The 16,600-nt window shown below is 61.6% G+C and carries 16 protein-coding genes; 8 read left to right on the top strand and 8 right to left on the bottom strand.

Annotation, left to right across the window (positions count from 1 at the left end; translation table 11 throughout):
- Positions 1 to 262: 262 nt before the first annotated feature.
- The 7 genes from GGQ68_RS07525 (at position 263) to GGQ68_RS07555 (ending at position 7,999) form a co-directional block, all read left to right on the top strand.
- A complete protein-coding gene (locus tag GGQ68_RS07525; RefSeq protein WP_183964579.1) occupies positions 263 to 1,147 on the top strand; it encodes an AraC family transcriptional regulator in 885 nt (294 codons plus the stop codon).
- A 90-nt stretch (positions 1,148 to 1,237) separates the two neighbouring features.
- Complete coding sequence (locus GGQ68_RS07530; protein ID WP_183964581.1) at positions 1,238 to 2,155, top strand: ABC transporter substrate-binding protein; 918 nt, start codon at positions 1,238 to 1,240, stop codon at positions 2,153 to 2,155.
- 60 nt (positions 2,156 to 2,215) lie between these two features.
- Positions 2,216 to 3,718 carry a sugar ABC transporter ATP-binding protein gene (locus tag GGQ68_RS07535; RefSeq protein ID WP_183964584.1) on the top strand — a complete coding sequence of 501 codons (1,503 nt, stop codon included), beginning with the start codon at positions 2,216 to 2,218 and terminating at the stop codon, positions 3,716 to 3,718.
- Positions 3,708 to 4,685 carry an ABC transporter permease gene (locus GGQ68_RS07540; protein WP_183964586.1) on the top strand — a complete coding sequence of 326 codons (978 nt, stop codon included), beginning with the start codon at positions 3,708 to 3,710 and terminating at the stop codon, positions 4,683 to 4,685. Before GGQ68_RS07535 ends, GGQ68_RS07540 begins: the two co-directional genes overlap by 11 nt.
- 84 nt (positions 4,686 to 4,769) lie before the next feature.
- On the top strand, positions 4,770 to 6,392 hold the full coding sequence (locus GGQ68_RS07545; protein WP_183964588.1) for an FGGY-family carbohydrate kinase: 1,623 nt from the start codon (positions 4,770 to 4,772) through the stop codon (positions 6,390 to 6,392).
- A 54-nt stretch (positions 6,393 to 6,446) separates the two neighbouring features.
- The gene (locus GGQ68_RS07550; RefSeq protein ID WP_183964590.1) at positions 6,447 to 7,172 is read left to right on the top strand and encodes an SDR family oxidoreductase; all 726 of its coding nucleotides are present in this window, start codon (positions 6,447 to 6,449) and stop codon (positions 7,170 to 7,172) included.
- A gap of 98 nt (positions 7,173 to 7,270) precedes the next feature.
- Positions 7,271 to 7,999 (top strand): SDR family oxidoreductase, encoded by a 729-nt coding sequence (locus tag GGQ68_RS07555; protein WP_183964592.1) that lies wholly within the window; start codon positions 7,271 to 7,273, stop codon positions 7,997 to 7,999.
- Between the two features lie 104 nt (positions 8,000 to 8,103).
- On the opposite strand, the gene GGQ68_RS07560 is transcribed toward GGQ68_RS07555, so the two are convergent.
- The 8 genes from GGQ68_RS07560 to GGQ68_RS07595 form a co-directional block, all read right to left on the bottom strand.
- Positions 8,104 to 9,228 (bottom strand): sensor histidine kinase, encoded by a 1,125-nt coding sequence (locus GGQ68_RS07560; protein WP_183964593.1) that lies wholly within the window; start codon positions 9,226 to 9,228, stop codon positions 8,104 to 8,106.
- 34 nt (positions 9,229 to 9,262) lie between these two features.
- Positions 9,263 to 10,261 (bottom strand): SpoIIE family protein phosphatase, encoded by a 999-nt coding sequence (locus GGQ68_RS07565; protein ID WP_183964595.1) that lies wholly within the window; start codon positions 10,259 to 10,261, stop codon positions 9,263 to 9,265.
- A gap of 30 nt (positions 10,262 to 10,291) precedes the next feature.
- Positions 10,292 to 10,708, bottom strand: a complete 417-nt coding sequence (locus GGQ68_RS07570) for an ATP-binding protein (protein WP_183964597.1) — start codon at positions 10,706 to 10,708, stop codon at positions 10,292 to 10,294.
- Positions 10,705 to 11,061, bottom strand: coding sequence for an STAS domain-containing protein (locus GGQ68_RS07575; protein ID WP_183964600.1), 357 nt, complete (start codon positions 11,059 to 11,061; stop codon positions 10,705 to 10,707). Before GGQ68_RS07575 ends, GGQ68_RS07570 begins: the two co-directional genes overlap by 4 nt.
- A gap of 16 nt (positions 11,062 to 11,077) precedes the next feature.
- Positions 11,078 to 11,947: an STAS domain-containing protein gene (locus GGQ68_RS07580; protein WP_183964602.1), complete on the bottom strand. Its 870-nt coding sequence runs from the start codon at positions 11,945 to 11,947 to the stop codon at positions 11,078 to 11,080.
- Between the two features lie 733 nt (positions 11,948 to 12,680).
- Entirely contained in the window at positions 12,681 to 13,241 is a 561-nt protein-coding gene (ilvN, locus tag GGQ68_RS07585) for an acetolactate synthase small subunit (RefSeq protein WP_183964609.1), read from the bottom strand.
- Positions 13,242 to 13,270: 29 nt separating this feature from the next.
- Entirely contained in the window at positions 13,271 to 14,323 is a 1,053-nt protein-coding gene (locus GGQ68_RS07590) for an acyltransferase family protein (RefSeq protein WP_183964611.1), read from the bottom strand.
- Positions 14,320 to 16,074: an acetolactate synthase 3 large subunit gene (locus tag GGQ68_RS07595; RefSeq protein WP_183964614.1), complete on the bottom strand. Its 1,755-nt coding sequence runs from the start codon at positions 16,072 to 16,074 to the stop codon at positions 14,320 to 14,322. The genes GGQ68_RS07590 and GGQ68_RS07595 overlap by 4 nt, the downstream gene beginning before the upstream one ends.
- 245 nt (positions 16,075 to 16,319) lie before the next feature.
- Here GGQ68_RS07595 and GGQ68_RS07600 point away from each other — a divergent pair, with 245 nt between their 5' ends.
- Positions 16,320 to 16,562, top strand: coding sequence for a hypothetical protein (locus GGQ68_RS07600; protein ID WP_183964615.1), 243 nt, complete (start codon positions 16,320 to 16,322; stop codon positions 16,560 to 16,562).
- Positions 16,563 to 16,600 lie beyond the last annotated feature (38 nt).

The following is a 16,600-nucleotide window of genomic DNA, read 5'->3' on the forward strand; positions in this document are numbered from 1 at the left end:
TAAAATACCGCGCAAGGTCGGCTCTCAGCACCGCTGTTGCTGCGTTGCAGCGCGATCTGGCGCGTTCGTTGCGGCCTGAATCATGGCATCGGATTTAAGCCTATTCGCCTTCAAGGTTAACTGCCGGTCAAAAAAGTATCAGAAATCGGGTGCTGATGTCGTGGCTCGGTGCCCTCTGGAATGATACAAACAGAATCAACGCTGACCGGAGGGTCGATGCCACGACATCAAGGCGCGACTTCGGCGGGGCTGGGAGGATGTAATGCAACTCGACCTTGAATTGGTCCATATCAGAGACGGAGAGTCCTTTGCTGCCTGGCGGCATGGGTATCCGTTTCGCACGGTGCGCTGGCATTATCATCCGGAATACGAAATTCACCTGGTCGTTGCCACGGACGGCAAGTTTTACATTGGCGACCATGTGGGGGAATTCTCCCCCGGTCAGCTGATTATGACCGGCCCGAACCTGCCACAGAACTGGATCAGCAACATCGGGGATGCGGAGACCGTGCCGCACCGCACCGAGGTGATCCAGTTTCCGCAAAGCTTCGTGGATAAGGTGCTGGACGCTTTTCCCGAGGCAGACGGCGCGCGTGCGCTGTTCGAGCGCAGCCACCGCGGCATTCTGTTCGACTACGCCACCGGTGAGGCCATCCGCCCGTTGATGGCGCGCTTGATCGGCGCGCGTGGGACGCTGCGGTTGGCGCTGTTCTTCGAAATCCTCGATATCTTGTTGCAGGCCAAGAAGACCCAGACCCTGTCGAGCCTGAGCTTCATGCTGGACATGGCCAAGGCCGAGGAGTCGGACATGAACCGCGTGATCGCCCATTTGCGCGATCACCTGACCGAACCGGTCAGCGAAAGCGAGCTGGCAGAGATGACCGGCCAAAGCCAAAGCGCCTTTTCGCGGTCGTTCAAACGCCATACAGGCACCACGCTGGTGCGGTTCCGCAATCAGATCCGCATTGATCTGGCCTGCCAGATGCTGGTTTCCGACCCCGACGCACGGGTGTCTGACATTTGTTTCGACGTTGGATTTCTGAACCTGTCCAACTTCAATCGACATTTTCTGCGACTGAAAGGCATGTCGCCGTCTGAATTTCGACAGACCTTCGCAGAGAACAAGGCGGTGCCCATGCCCGTCTGACCATCGCCAATCTTCACTCCGATCCATAATCCGCAGGCGTGCTGCCTGCGGACGGGGAAGATTTTTGTCTACTATCCAAGGGAGGATACAATGAAGACCTTTTTGAAAACCGTTTCCGCTGCGGCGCTGGCCGTCACTGCCACGACGGGCATCGCGCAGGCTCAGGACGATCAGCTCAAGATCGGCATGACCTTTCAGGAAATGAACAACCCCTACTTTGTCAGCATGCGTGAAGCGCTTGAAGACGCGGCAGCAAGCCTCGGGGCTGAGGTTGTGGTGACCGATGCGGGGCACGATGTGGCCAAGCAGATCTCTGACGTCGAGGACATGCTGCAACAGGACATCGACATCCTGCTGCTCAACCCCACGGACAGCGCCGGGATTGAAACAGCCGTGCGCATGGCCAAGGACGCTGGCGTGATCGTGGTCGCCGTGGACGCGAATGCCAACGGTCCGGTGGACACGTTCGTCGGCTCCAAGAACCGCGACGCCGGTTACATGTCCTGCCAGTACCTGGCAGAGGCCATGGGCGGCGAGGGCGAAGTGGCCATTCTTGACGGTATCCCGGTCATCCCGATCCTCGAGCGCGTCGAAGGCTGCAAGGCCGCGCTGGAAGAGGCCCCCGGTATCACGCTGGTGGACACGCAAAACGGTCGTCAGGACCGCTCCGTCGCACTGGGTGTGGTCGAGAACATGATCCAGGCGAACCCGAACCTTGGCGGCATCTTTTCGGTCAACGACGGTGGGGCCATGGGCGCGCTGGCCGCGATCCAGGGGTCCGGCAAGGATATCCTGCTGACATCCGTGGACGGCGCACCGGAGGCCATCGACGCCATCGCGCGCGGCACACCGTTCATCGAAACCACGGCGCAGTTCCCGCGCGATCAGGTGCGTGTCGGCCTTGGCATGGCGCTGGCGCAGTATTGGGGCGCACGCGTTGTTCCGTCCGAGGTTCCGATCGACGTTCGCGTCGTGGATGCGGACAGCGCTGAAGGCTTCGCCTGGTAAGCCATGACACCTCTCCACGCCCGGAAATGTCCGGGCGTGGATCACGTTGGGAGGCAAGACATGCTACAAATGAAGGGCATCCGGAAGGCCTTTGGCCCTGTGCAGGTGCTTCACGGTGTGAACCTTGAGGTTCAGGCCGGAGAGGTCCACGCGCTTCTGGGCGAAAACGGTGCCGGCAAATCCACCATGATGAAAATCCTTTGCGGGATCATCGGAGCGGATGACGGCGTGATCGAGATCGACGGCAAGGCGCGGCACTTTGCGCATTACGACGAGGCGATTGCGGCGGGTGTGGGCATCGTCTTTCAGGAATTCAGCCTCATTCCCTACCTGACGGCGGTGGAAAACATCTTTCTGGCCCGCGAGAAAAAGACCCGTTTCGGGTTGCTCGACCGCAAGGCCATGCGCGCCCGTGCCAAGGAAGTGCTGGACAAGCTGGGTGTCGAGGTTTCGCTCGACAAGCCTGTGGCAGAGCTGAGCGTGGCCGAGCAACAGTTCGTCGAGATCGCGAAGGCGTTGTCGCTGGATGCGCGCATTCTGGTGCTGGACGAGCCGACCGCCACCTTGACGCCCAGCGAAGTCGAATACCTGTTCAAGGTGATGCGCGAGCTGCGCAGCCAAGGCGTGGCCATTGTCTTTATCTCGCATCACCTCGAAGAGATTTTCGAGATTTGCGACCGGATCACCGTGCTGCGCGACGGCGAGTACGTCGGCACGCGCAGGGTGGGTGATATCGACACCAATGAGCTGGTGGAGATGATGGTCGGCCGCCGGATCGAAAGCAACTTTCCCCCAAAACCGGAGGCGCGTCCTCAGGCCCGTGTGGTCATTGATGCGCAGACAATCCAACTGCACAAGGCAGGTCCCTTCAGCAGCTTTCAATTGCGCCAGGGCGAGATCCTGGGCTTTGCCGGGCTGGTCGGGTCGGGGCGCACGGAGACGGCGCTGTCGATCATGGGCGCCTATCCGGCGGTGCGCGTGAACGTCGAGATCAACGGCGACGCCACGACACCACGCAATCCAAGCGAGGCGCTGGCCCGCGGCATTGGCTTGCTGCCCGAAAGCCGCAAAGAACAAGGGTTGATCACGTCATTTTCGATCATGCAGAACGTGTCGGTGAACAACTACGGCAAGTACCGCAAGATGGGCGCGTTCCTCGACCTCGCCGCAGAGCGCAAGCACACGGTCAAGGCCATCAATGACGTCCGGGTCAAAGCGCCGGGGCCGGATGCGCCCTGCGATACGCTGTCGGGGGGCAACCAGCAAAAGGTGGTTATCGCACGCTGGCTGAACCACCACACGCCGATCCTGATCTTTGACGAGCCAACCCGCGGCATCGACGTCGGGGCCAAGGCCGAGATCTATCAATTGATGCGCGAACTGACCGAGGAAGGCTATTCGATCATCATGATCTCCTCGGAATTGCCGGAAATCACCGGGCTTGCGGATCGGGTTTGCGTGTTCCGGAGCGGTGCCGTCGTGGCGACGCTCGAAGGGGCCGCCATCAACTCGGAAGAAATCATGAAACACGCCACAACGGGGAAGCTCAACTATGTCGCATGACGCCACCACCCAATCGTCGTCATCGGCCTTGCAGGCGGTGACGGCGCGTCTGAAGCACTCGCCTTTGCTGTTGCCCCTGGCTGGTCTGATCGTCGTCTCCATCGCCATGGCCTTTGCCAGCGACAACTTCTTCAGCCTGGACAACATCGTCAACGTGTTGCGGCAGCAATCCATCATTGGCATCCTTGCGATCGGCATGACCTTCGTGATCCTGACGGGCGGGATCGACCTGTCCGTGGGCGCGGTCATGGCGCTGTGTGGCACGCTTGGCACCGGTGTGATGGTCAATATGGGCATGCCCGGCGGCATCGGCCTGTTGGCGATGATTGTCGTGGGCATTCTGTTTGGCCTGTTCAACGGGCTGCTGGTGGCCTGGGGCAAGATGCCGGCGATCATCGTGACACTGGCCACAATGCTGATCGCGCGGGGCCTTGGCCTGGTTTATTCCGGCGGCTATCCCATCAGCGGCTTGCCCGGCTGGGTGTCCTGGTTTGGCATCGGCCGCGTCGCAGGTGTTCCGGTGCCGATCATCATCATGGTCGTGCTTTATGCGATGGCGTGGGTCTTGTTGCAGCGCACCGCCTTCGGCCGTCACGTCTATGCCATCGGCGGCAACGAGACCGCGACCACGTTGTCCGGTGTGAACACCAAGCGGATCAAGCTGATCGTGTTCATGATCTCCGGCTTCACCTCTGCCATGGCGGCGATTGTCTTCACCGGGCGTCTGATGAGCGGTCAGCCGGGGGCTGGCGTGGCGTTTGAACTGGACGCGATTGCCATGGTGGTTCTGGGTGGCACGGCGATTGCCGGGGGCCGGGGTCTGATCCTTGGCACGCTGATCGGCGCGGTGCTGCTGGGCATCATCAACAACGGTCTGAACCTGGTCGGCATCAACCCTTACCTCCAGGACGTCATCAAGGGTCTCATCATCCTTCTGGCCATCTACATTGGCCGTGAATGGCGGTGAACTGAACCTGCGGCCCCGGGACAATTCTCCTCCTAAAGCCCGGGGTCGACAGGCGCAGGAATGCCTCACGAACAGGAAAAGACTATGACGGATCACTTTATCGGCGTGGATGTCGGCACAGGATCAGCGCGGGCCGGCGTGTTCGACGCACAAGGCACTTTGCTGGCGACCGCCAAACATGACATTGCCATGCACCGCGCGCCCGGTGGCATCGCAGAGCAATCCAGCGCGCAGGTCTGGCAGGCTGTCTGTGACGCCACGCGCGCCGCCGTGACACAGGCAGGTGTGTCGGCGGAGAGCGTGCGCGGCATCGGCTTTGACGCGACCTGCTCGATGGTGGTGCGCGGCCCGGACGGGGCGGCATTGCCGGTGGGCGATCCGGATCACCCCGAACGCGACATCATCGTCTGGATGGACCATCGCGCGATTGCGCAGGCTGCCCGGATCAATGCCGAAGATCATGACGTCTTGAAGTACGTTGGCGGGGCGATTTCTCCGGAAATGCAAACGCCCAAGCTGCTGTGGCTCAAGGAAAACCGACCCGAGACCTACGCGGCGGCAGGACATTTCTTTGACCTGACCGATTTTCTGGGATGGATGGCGACGGGCAGCCTTGCGCGGTCGTCATGCACCGTGACCTGCAAGTGGACTTATCTGGCCCATGAGGGCCGTTGGGACCCGGCGTATTTCCGGGCGATTGGACTGGGCGATCTGGCGGAGGGTGATTTCGTCCGGATCGGGCAAGAGATCGTTGCACCGGGCACATCGCTTGGGTCCGGGCTGACGGAAGGCGCGGCCGAGCAGCTTGGGCTTTTGCCCGGAACCGCCGTGGCCGCGGGTTTGATCGACGCCCATGCGGGTGGCGTTGGCACCGTCGGTGCGGGCGGGTCGGAAACGGTGACCGATTGCCTTGGATATGTCTTTGGTACCTCGTCGTGCACGATGACCACGACCCAAGAGCCGACCTTTGTGCCGGGGGTCTGGGGGCCATATTACGCGGCGATGGTGCCGGGGGCATGGCTCAACGAGGGCGGGCAGTCCGCAGCGGGCGCGGCCATAGACCAGCTGGTGTCCCTGCACCCAAGCCACGGCGCCGCCTTGGCACAGGCGCATGGCACGCCGCTGCCGGCGTGGCTGGCCGACCAGGCGCTGGCCGCCGCTGAGACGCCCTCTGGTGCCGTGGCATTGGCGCGGGATCTGCATGTGGTGCCCGAGTTCCTCGGCAACCGCGCGCCCTTTGCCGATCCGCATGCGCGGTCGGTCATCGTGGGGCAGGGGATGGAGCAGGATCTTGCGTCATTGGTGGCGCTCTACGTCGCGGGGATCTGTGGTCTGGGCTATGGCCTGCGCCAGATCATCGAAACCCAAGGCCAGCACGGTGCGCCTGTCTCCACGATCGCGGTCAGCGGCGGTGCGGGGCAGCATCCCCTGATCCGCCAAATTCTGGCGGACGCGACGGGGTTGCCGGTTGCAACCACTGTTTGCCCGGAACCGGTCTTGCTTGGGTCGGCGATCCTGGGGGCCGTGGCGTCCGGCGTTTTGCCAGACATTTCAACGGCCATGCCGCGCATGTCGCATATCGCCGAGGTGATAGAGCCGACCGGCGGGGCCATCGGGCAGATCCACGATCACCGCTACGACGCCTTTCTCAGGTTTCAAAATCTCGCCCGCGATGTTCGGGCCGAAACCGCACGGACCGTGGCGTAATCGAAACGCACCTTCAGACGACATCCCGCTATGCCAACTTTGGAAAGGCAGCCTATGCAATTCTCAGGAAAATCCATCATCATCACCGGCGCGGGCAAGGGCATTGGTCGCGCGACCGCAGAGCTGCTGGCGGCACGGGGTGCGGAGATCATCGCGATCAGCCGCACGCAGTCCGACCTTGATAGCCTGCGCGCCGATATCGGAGGTCGGAGCATTGCAGCGGATCTGGCCAGCGCAGAGGGCGCGCGGCAGGCAATGGCCGAGGCCGGGACCTGCGATATGCTGATCAACTGCGCCGGAACCAACGTGCTTGAAAGCGTTCTGGACATGACCGAGGAGGGGTACGAGACCGTCATGGGCATCAACCTCCGGACCGCCCTGATCTGTGCGCAGGAGTTTGCGCGGGCCCGCATCGCGGCTGGTGGTGAGGGCGCGATTGTCAACGTGACCTCCATCGCCGGGCATCGCGGGTTTCAGGACCACGTGTGCTACGCCGCGTCAAAGGCCGGTCTGGAGGGGGCGACGCGCGTCATGGCAAAGGAATTGGGTCCGCATGGCATTCGGGTCGTGGCGTTGGCGCCGACGGTTACCATGACGGAACTGGCCGCCGAAGCCTGGAGCGATCCGGCCAAAAGCGCGCCGATGATGGCGCGGCACCCGGCTGGACGCTTTGCAGAGGCAGAGGACGTGGCGCGCGCCATTGCGCTGCTGCTGTCAGACGACGCGGCGATGATCACGGGGGCGATGCTGCCGGTTGACGGCGGGTTCCTTTCAGTTTGAGCCGGTCGGTTTGATCGATGCGCCGCTGCGCGCGGCCCCATCACACACCACATGCAGCGGCTTGAGCGCTGCACATATTGGATAACAGGAGACAAGACATGGGAATGCCATTGAAGGGCAAGGTCGCGGCGGTCACCGGCGCGGCCTCGGGGATCGGTTTGTCGATCACAAAGGCGCTGCTGGCGGACGGCGTGACAGTGGTCATGGTCGATCGCGATGCAGAGGCGTTGACCGCGCTGACCGCCGATCTGGGAAATGCCGCCATTGCGCAGGTGACGGACCTTCTTGACCCGCAAAGCTGTAACGCGATGGTGCCGGAGATCCTGTCCAAGGTGGATCACATCGACATCATGCTGTGCAACGCAGGCAGCTACATCGGCGGCGACCTGGTGGACACCACGCCCGAGGCCATCGACCGCATGATGAACCTCAACGTCAACGCTGTCATGAAAAACGTGCACGCGGTGGCCCCCCATATGACAGAGCGCGGCAGCGGCGATATCATCGTCACCTGCTCCATCGCGGGACATACGGCCATCCATGTGGAACCTGTCTATTCCGCGTCCAAGTGGGCGATCACCAGCTTTGTGCAGACCATGCGCCGTCAGCTGATGCAAAGCGGTGTTCGCGTGGCGCAGGTGTCGCCCGGTCCGGTGATTTCCGCCTTGCTGTCGGACTGGGAGCCGGAACGGTTGCAGCGGATGAAGGATGCAGGCGCGCTGATGGAAACCCAGGAAGTCGCGGATGCCATGATGTACATGCTGACGCGTCCCCGGAACGTGACCATTCGGGACATGGTCGTTCTGCCGTCGAACTTCGACATCTAAGCGATTGAACTATATATCGGAAAGAAGGCTGGCTCCGAGTGTGACGCTCGGGTCCGGCCTGAGACGGCAAGCCGCGCTGCGCGGTCAGGACACCCGGTCCGGCCCTAGCCGATCACCGGGAATGTCATCTCTACCATCAGGCCGGTTTCACCGGACACATTGAGATGACCGAGGTTGCTGGACACGGTGGCACGGATCATCCGCCAGCCAAGCGATCCTGACCGTTCTGGCTGTTGGCCCGGCGCAAGACCGATGCCATCGTCGCTGAAGCGATAGGTGATGGTTTCTCCTTCGGTGGACATGGAGATGGCGATACGCCCTTCGGACCGATCCGCGAAGGCGTGTTTGAAGGCGTTGGTGATCAGCTCCCCCGTGATCAGCCCAAGGTCCAGCGCAAGCCGTGCCGGTATCGGCGCGTCATCGGCATTCACATCGACGTGCACAATCAGATCGGAGCGGTTGAAGCTTTCGGCCAAGGCGGAGATCTGTTGCAGGTAGGCCAAGGGGCGCACGCTTTCGGTGTCGCCGCTTTGCAGCAGCTTGTGGGTGCGGGCCATGGATTCGATGCGTATGCCAAGCGAGGAAAGGACGCCTTTGGCTTCGTCGGTCTGTGCGCGGCGCTGCTCCATCCGGACCAGAGACCCGATCATCGTCAGGTTATTGGCGGTGCGGTGATGTACCTCTCCGATGGTCAGGTCCCGCGCGGTAAGGTCGCTTTCCAATTGGCGGATCCGGCGGTCGGCATTGCCTTCGCGCATCAGGATTTCATCGCAGCGATTGCCTGCGGCCTCGGCGCATTGAGCGATGTCGGCGCTGTCGATCGGCGCCGCAAAATCCGCCTTGATCAGGGTGCCGGTGTTGCCGGTTTCGATCTGGAAGTTGTCCGCCATGCGCCGCGCGCCTGCCAGCCCAAGCCCCATGCCTTCGCCGTGGGCGTAGGGCTCACGACCGGCCATCGCCGCATCCAGATCGTCAATCCCCGAGCCCTGATCCGCAAAGGCCAGGCGCAACACCACGGCGCCGCCGCGCGGCTCATGCAGGCTAAGCCGAGCATGTCCACCTTGACCATGCTCGATCACGTTGCGCGCCAACTCCATCGCGCAGGTGGTCAGCCGTGTCGCATGGAACGGTTTGAACCCGAGGCTGGCGGTGACGGCCTTGGCAATCTTTTGCAGGATCTTGATGTCGTCCGCCACGGTCAGCGAAAGCGAAGTGATTGTCTGGGCCATCGTCCTCTCCGGATAGGCTAAGGGAAGGGTCGCGTCAGTCGTCAGAACGAACCCAGTGGGCCACTGCGACGCTGATGTCATCGCGGCGGTATAAATCGCGATTGGCCATCAATAGCGCCGCTGTCATCAGGGCGCTTTGCCCGAACAGGGGTCTTGTGTCCTCCGGTCCTACAGTGCGCAAGCCATCGCTGTGCAGCACGAAGGTATCACCGGGCTCAAGGTCGATGCGTTCTTCCATCGGACGTGCGGCGGGGCTTCCGATGTAGCCGTCGCGTGTGGCCAAACGCTTTTGGTCGCCACGGCGCAGATAGAAGGCGCTGATATTGCCAAGGTTGCCGTAGTCGACGCGCAGGGCGCCTGGCTGCAGATCGAGAAGCGACATGACACCGCCTCGGGTACGTTTCAGATCGTCGGCGATCTGCAACAGGCGCTGCTTTGGCGGATGCATGGGGCGGTGCAGCGCGCCGTCCACCATGGCCTGACCGGCCTCGGCGGCGGAATCGCCGTGTCCCATGCCATCTGCCAGCACAAGCCGCACCCCGCCGCGATGCTCTGTCGTGCCCCAAACGTCACCGCACACAGTCTCGGTGGGATGGGACAGACGCAGACCGGCGATGTCCAGCCCATGCGGGCGCGTCACATCTGCCGTGTCAAAACGGCAGGCCCAAACTGTGCCCGTCGGTCCGGTGACGATCTCTGCGCGGTCGGACAGACGCTCGATCGCGCCGATGCCGATGCCAGCGCTGTCTCCTTCGCTGATGCGATCCTGGCGCATTCGGTCCAGATCGTCGATGCCGGGCCCGTCGTCAAAGGCAATCAGGGCGAGGGAAACTCCCATCGGCTGGGGCATGACCTGCGCCAGAAAGCACCCTGTGCCGGCATATTTCAGGATATTGGTGGTCAGTTCGGTGGCTACGATGGCGATGTCCTCGGCCCGCGTCGGGCTGAGCCCCGCTTGCACGGCTTCGGCGCGCGCTTGTTGACGTGCGGCAGCCACGTCGGCGCGCGTGGTGATGTGGAGACATTCCAGCATAAGGCACCTTTCCCTTCTGCGTTGGCGGCGTTACGCGCGCCCGGCCAATCTGACCTGCGTGCCGATCCCCGGTTCGGAGAGGACTTCGAAAGCGTCTGCCAGACGCTTCGCGCCACCCAAACCGCGCCCCAAGCCGCTCCCGGAGGTATAGCCGTCGCTCAGGGCGAGCGCCATATCCTCGATCCCCGGGCCGTCGTCGCAACAGTCTATCCAGACAGTGCGCGTGGCATTGTGGCAATGGATCAGGACCAGGGCACCGCCGCCGTAAATCAGCCCGTTGCGAAATATCTCACTGACTGCTGTCACCAGCCGGGTCTTGCGGATGACCTTGGCGCCGAGGGCGTCCATGGCACGTCCTACGGACTGACGGGCACGAAAGATATCTTGTTCGGTACGGATTTCATAGCTTTCGAAAAGTGTTCCCGGCAAAGGCGGGAGCCGTCTCACCGACTGGCCCTGAGCCGCGTCACCGCGTGTTGCAGATTGCGCGCGGTTTTCACCGCAGGCAGGGTCATGCCCAGTTCCACCAAAGTCATCGCCACCGCTGGCCGCATCCCGACAAGGTAGGTCGGCGCATCCATGAGCACGCCAATCCCCGCCAACTGCGCGATGATCCGTCCGACAAAGGTGTCGACGATTTCCAGCGCGCTGATGTCTATGACGATCCCTTGAGCGTTGTTGGCATGAACCTCCTCGGCCAGCCGGTCCTGAAGCGCCACGATGTCGCTGTCGTTGATGTTTTCGTCAATCGCGACCAGCATGATCTCGTCGACCATGAAAAGTCCTGCAGCCTGGCTCATATCGACGGCTCCGCGCTCATTTCGCAATGCGAGAGATGACGTCAGTGTCCAACTGACGGAACGCATCGGCCAGCGCCATGCGCAGCGAACTGCGGGTGCGGATCTCGCCGGTGTCCACGCCGAGCTGCACCATGGTCTGCGCGATGCGCGGGCTGATGCCGCTGATGATCGCTTCTGCGCCCATCAGGCGGACGGCGGCGGCGGTGCGGATCAGGTGCTGGGCCACCTGTGTATCGACGGTCAGAACGCCGGTGATGTCGATGATGACAATGTCGGCCTTCTTGTCGACGATGGCGGACAGCGTGTTTTCCATCACCTCCTGGGCGCGCATGGAATCAAGCGTGCCGACCAATGGCACCGCGACGATGCGATCCCAAAGCTCCACCACGGGAGAGGCCAGTTCCATCATTTCTTCTTGTTGACGTCTGATGGTCTTGTCGCGTTCGGAGATGCAGAGCTCGGTGGTGTACAGCGACACCGAGTCGATCAGGCGGGTGAACTGGTTCACTGCGTCAATCAGCACCTTGCCGTTGGAATCGTCCACCGTTGTGCGCAGACGCTCGAACAGCGGATATTTCAGCGCCAGAACAAAAGCTGCCATTTCGGCGGTTGAAACACCGCGCTTTGTGCGCTCGCGCGTGACATCTGCCAAAGCCGCGCGCATGTCGTCCCAGCACTCGGCGTCGGGGTCCAGAAGGTCGGTTTCGACGCTGGCCTTCACGCCCTTCGATAGCGCATCATACAGCATCTCGGTCTGGGTGCGCGCCTCGCGCTCGGTGAACAAGTCCCGGCGGATCAAGCCTTCTTCGGCTTGCGTGGAGCCCCATGCCTTCAACAACAGCTCGCGTTCGTTGTCCAGGATCACATGAATATAGCGCACAGGCATAGGGAAGGTCCTTGGATCGGATAAGTTGAGTTGTTGAACGTAGTTTATATGCTCGACCGAGGGAGTTGCAAGCAGCCGAAAGGAGCAGTTGCGAGGCGGTACATTTTGCGAGGTGAAATCGTCGAGCAGGCAACTGGCGGGCCGATCTGGCTTTGCCAGAATGACGTTACAGCGCAATGGTTTGGCCAAGACGCAGGAACGTGCAGCTTCGTGGATATTTCGTCGCGGCATCCATTGAGCCGCAGGCACGGTATGCCAAAAAGACGAGGCATACATTGAACTTAGTGATGCACGAGACGAGATATACCCGGCCTCTTGTCGCGTTGAGAATCTGAATTGACGGTTTGGGCGAGCGGGCCGGGTTTCCTCGATGGATTTGGCGCGTTGGGGGCTGTCTTCCAGACCCCGCGTTCCACGCCGCCGATCTTATCCGTCAGCGCTGGTTCATTGTCCGTCGTTCCAAAGCAGCGTTTTATCGCTCGCTGCATTGCAAGCGATAGCGCAACCTGAAGTGGAATTTGACCTAAGGCGCATCGCTCTGCGCAATCGTGTCAGTTGTCACCCGGCGCAGGAAAGAAACGCCTCCCGTTCGGACGGGAGGCGTTTGCGTTTGCATCTTTGACGCCACGGGACGTTTTGCCCGTCAGCACGCACGGCGAGCAAGCTCGACAGGTTTTATGCGCCGCGAGCCAGCTCGACAGGTTTTATGCGCCGCGAGCCAGCGCGGCAGGTTTTATGCGCCGCGAGCCAGCGCGGCGACGCCCGTGCGGGCCACTTCGATCAGGCCCAAGGGACGCATAAGGTCCGCGAATGCGTCAATCTTGTCCGGTGTGCCCGTAAGCTGAAAAACGAAGCTCTCCAGCGTCGAATCCACGACTTGAGCGCGGAAAATGTCGGCCAGACGCAGGGCTTCCACACGTTTTTCGCCGGAGCCTTCCACCTTGAACAGCGCCAGTTCCCGCTCGACTGAGGGGCCCTCGACCGTCAGGTCGTTGACCTTGCGCACCGGGACAATGCGGCCAAGCTGCGCCTTTATCTGTTCGATCACCTGGGGCGTGCCTTTGGTGACGATCGTGATGCGCGACAGGTGGCCCTGGTGATCGACCTCCGCCACCGTGAGGCTTTCGATGTTGTAGCCCCGGCCCGAAAACAAGCCGATGACCCGTGCCAGGACACCGGGTTCGTTTTCCACCAGAACCGCGATGGTGTGGGTTTCAGTCACGTCGGAAAAATTCGGACGCAGGTTGTAGGCAGAATGCTTCGATGAGCCTTTTTTGATCTTTAGAGCGGACATGGCGTGCTCCCTGAGCGTTGACGTGTTTGTTAAAAACCGATGAGACGGGGCGGCATGATGCGCCGCGTGAGGTGGTAGAGCGCGATCGGCCCGGCAAGGCCGAATGCGGTGCCGACAAGAAGATGCGGCAGTGTGGCGTCGGTCACACGGGACAGGCCGATGCGCGTGGCGGCAGTGAACAACGTGTGCGCCAGGAAAATAGGCATGGACAGACGTCCAAGCTCATCAAGCCAGCTTGTGATGCGACCACTCGGCAGGGCGTTCATCAAAACGACAAACGCAATGGACAGACAGGCGGCCACGGCAATCCGCACGATGATCACGGGCGGCAGTGCCAGCGTTGCGGCGTCGAGCAGGATGAACACGGCAGCGGCTGTGACCACATACCAACCCGTGGCAGGCAGGGCAGACATGCGTGCCAAGGCGATGCCAACAAGAAAGATGGGCAGGTGAAGCGCGGCGCCCACCGTGAGTGGCCCGAGTGGCAAACCCGGAATTGACACCAAAAGCGCCGTCACGGCTGCAAGCGCTATCCAGGCGCCGCGGGGCAGGGCGATGAGACGGACCAAAGGCCATACGATCAGCTGCACCAGAAACAGCGCCCACAGAAACCAGAAGTGGTCGACCGGTGGCAGCGGCAGGCTGATGACCGTGTTGAGCCCGCCCGGCGTGTTGGCGGCATCACCAGCGAGAAAACGGGCCCCCGCAAAGATATAATGCCACAAAAACAACGGCCAGAGCAGCCGGAGACATCTGTCCTTGATCGCCTCCGATGGGGTGCGTCGCGCCGCCCAGCGTTCAAACGTGTAGCCGGACAGCAGGAAGAACAACGGCATGTGAAAGCTGTAGATCAGCCGTTCCACCGTATGTATGACCCCGGCATCGGTCAGGATGCCGGCGGAGGCCAGTCCCAGCCAGCAATGACCAAACACCACCAGAAAGATGCCTGCCCCCTTGGAGCGATCGAGCCATTCGATACGACCGCGTCCTTTGGTTGCCGGTGCAGTTATTGCTGCAGCCGGAGGCGGAGCGCCCGCTGCTGCGGGCCCTCCACCGGCATCTTCCGTGGCGTTTCTGGTCACACCAGCACCGCGCCCTTGCCGGCAATGGCGTTGGTGGCGTTGTCATCGCCCAGCAGCATCTTGTTGTGCGGCGCACCCGACGGGATCATCGGGAAGCAGTTTTCGTGCTTTTCCACCATACAGTCGAAGACGACAGGTCCGTCATACTTGATCATGTCCATGATCGCGTCGTCCAGATCCGCCGGATCGCTGATGCTGATCCCCTTGCAGCCAAAGGCCTCGGCCAGCTTGACGAAATCAGGCAGGCTTTCGGACCAGGACTGCGAGTAGCGTTCACCGTGCAAAAGCTGCTGCCACTGGCGCACCATGCCGAGACGTTCGTTGTTCAGGATGAACTGCTTCACGGGCAGGTTGAACTGCGTGGCCGTGCCCAGCTCTTGCATGTTCATCAGCCAGGACGCTTCGCCAGCCACGTTGATGACCAGCGCGTCCTTATGCGCCTGCTGCACCCCGATGGAGGCGGGGAAGCCGTACCCCATGGTGCCGAGGCCCCCGGAGGTCATCCAGCGGTTCGGGTCCTCGAACCCAAGGTACTGCGCCGCCCACATCTGGTGCTGGCCGACTTCGGTGGTGATGTAGCGGTCCATGCCTTTCGTCAGCTCTTCGAGCCGCTGAAGCGCATACTGCGGTTTGATGACAGTGTCGGAGCCTTTGTACGACAGGCAATCGACTGTCTTCCACTCTTCGATCTGTTTCCACCACTTGGAGATTGCCTCGCGGTTGATCTTGCGACCGCGGGATTTCCAAAGCGCCAGCACGTCTTCCAGAACATGGGCAATGTCGCCCACGATCGGGATGTCCGTCTTCACCACCTTGTTGATGGAGGATGGGTCGATGTCCACGTGTGCCTTGCGGCTGTCCGGCGAAAACGCGTCGATGCGGCCGGTGATCCGGTCGTCAAAGCGCGCGCCGAGGTTGATCATCACGTCGCAGCCGTGCATCGCGAGATTGGCCTCGTAAAGACCGTGCATCCCCAGCATCCCGAGCCAGTTCTTGCCCGACGCGGGATATGCACCCAGACCCATGAGAGTCGAGGTGATCGGAAAGCCCGTGGCCTCCACCAGTTCGCGCAGCAGCTGAGAGGCCGCCGGACCGGAGTTGATGACGCCGCCACCGGTATAGAAGATCGGCTTCTTGGCGGTCTCGATGGCCTCGACGAGGTCCTCGATCATCTCCATGTCGCCTTTTACCTGCGGCTGGTAATGCCGGGTGTTGGCGGATGGCTTGGGCTGATAATCGGCGGAGGCGAACTGCACATCCTTGGGGATGTCCACCAACACTGGACCGGGACGGCCCGCGGTCGCGACGTGAAACGCCTCGTGGATGGTTTTCGACAGCTTCTCGGTCTCTTTCACCAGCCAGTTGTGCTTGGTGCAGGGGCGGGTGATGCCGACGGTGTCCGCTTCCTGAAAGGCGTCAGAGCCGATCATGAAGGTTGGCACCTGGCCGGTGAGCACAACCAGCGGGATCGAGTCCATCAACGCATCTGTCAGGCCCGTCACGGCGTTCGTCGCGCCGGGGCCGGAGGTCACAAGCACGACACCCGGCTTGCCGGTGGAGCGGGCGTAGCCCTCTGCCATGTGAACGGCGCCCTGTTCGTGGCGCACAAGAATGTGCTGAATGTCGTTTTGCTGAAAGATCTCGTCATAAATCGGTAGTACGGCACCGCCCGGGTAGCCAAATACCGTGTCCACACCCTGATCCCGCAGGGCTTGAACCACCATTTTCGCTCCGGTCATCTGACGTGTCATAACTGTCTCCGATCTTGACACTTGGGGCGGGCGATCCCGCCTTGGCTGTTGCGCATAAAAAAGCCCCCGATCAGGTGACGGGGGCGCATGGGGTCCTGTTCAGGGAAACCGTTACCGGCCCATGCGCTGTTCCTGTACTACGACGACTAGAATGGTCATCCGAAAAGCTCCTTGATGCGCGGGCGACATTAGGTCGGACAAAGAGAAGGGTCAACACGGGAATCCGCCTGTGAAGGCGATTAATTTTGCATTTGTTGCGTCAGCGGGTGGGGAAATGGAATTTTGCACCGGCGATTTCGCGCCGATTGGTGCGCAGGCGCGCGGCGGGTTTCTGCGCAGAGGTTGTGTGCAAATTTGGTGAGTTGGTGTCCGCAATTTCTGACGCGATGCAATCTTTGCGTGAATTCAGCGACTTGGCGATGACCCAAGGTAAGCAGACCGTCGCGCGTGCCGATATTGCAACAATTGCGCTCAATTTAGTGAATTGATCGCGAAACTCTTTTGGGCAACTGTGTCGCCAAGCGGC

Source organism: Sagittula marina, assembly GCF_014196795.1.
GTDB lineage: Bacteria > Pseudomonadota > Alphaproteobacteria > Rhodobacterales > Rhodobacteraceae > Sagittula > Sagittula marina.

Excerpts from the sequence above, each read along its gene's own strand:
- GGQ68_RS07525 (WP_183964579.1), top strand. The coding sequence starts at position 263 with ATGCAACTCGACCTTGAATTGGTCCATATCAGAGACGGAGAGTCCTTT.
- GGQ68_RS07555 (WP_183964592.1), top strand. The coding sequence starts at position 7,271 with ATGGGAATGCCATTGAAGGGCAAGGTCGCGGCGGTCACCGGCGCGGCC.
- GGQ68_RS07540 (WP_183964586.1), top strand. The coding sequence starts at position 3,708 with ATGTCGCATGACGCCACCACCCAATCGTCGTCATCGGCCTTGCAGGCG.
- GGQ68_RS07565 (WP_183964595.1), bottom strand. The coding sequence starts at position 10,261 with ATGCTGGAATGTCTCCACATCACCACGCGCGCCGACGTGGCTGCCGCA.
- GGQ68_RS07545 (WP_183964588.1), top strand. The coding sequence starts at position 4,770 with ATGACGGATCACTTTATCGGCGTGGATGTCGGCACAGGATCAGCGCGG.
- GGQ68_RS07595 (WP_183964614.1), bottom strand. The coding sequence starts at position 16,074 with ATGACACGTCAGATGACCGGAGCGAAAATGGTGGTTCAAGCCCTGCGG.
- GGQ68_RS07550 (WP_183964590.1), top strand. The coding sequence starts at position 6,447 with ATGCAATTCTCAGGAAAATCCATCATCATCACCGGCGCGGGCAAGGGC.
- GGQ68_RS07530 (WP_183964581.1), top strand. The coding sequence starts at position 1,238 with ATGAAGACCTTTTTGAAAACCGTTTCCGCTGCGGCGCTGGCCGTCACT.
- GGQ68_RS07535 (WP_183964584.1), top strand. The coding sequence starts at position 2,216 with ATGCTACAAATGAAGGGCATCCGGAAGGCCTTTGGCCCTGTGCAGGTG.
- GGQ68_RS07560 (WP_183964593.1), bottom strand. The coding sequence starts at position 9,228 with ATGGCCCAGACAATCACTTCGCTTTCGCTGACCGTGGCGGACGACATC.
- GGQ68_RS07575 (WP_183964600.1), bottom strand. The coding sequence starts at position 11,061 with ATGAGCCAGGCTGCAGGACTTTTCATGGTCGACGAGATCATGCTGGTC.
- ilvN (WP_183964609.1), bottom strand. The coding sequence starts at position 13,241 with ATGTCCGCTCTAAAGATCAAAAAAGGCTCATCGAAGCATTCTGCCTAC.
- GGQ68_RS07580 (WP_183964602.1), bottom strand. The coding sequence starts at position 11,947 with ATGCCTGTGCGCTATATTCATGTGATCCTGGACAACGAACGCGAGCTG.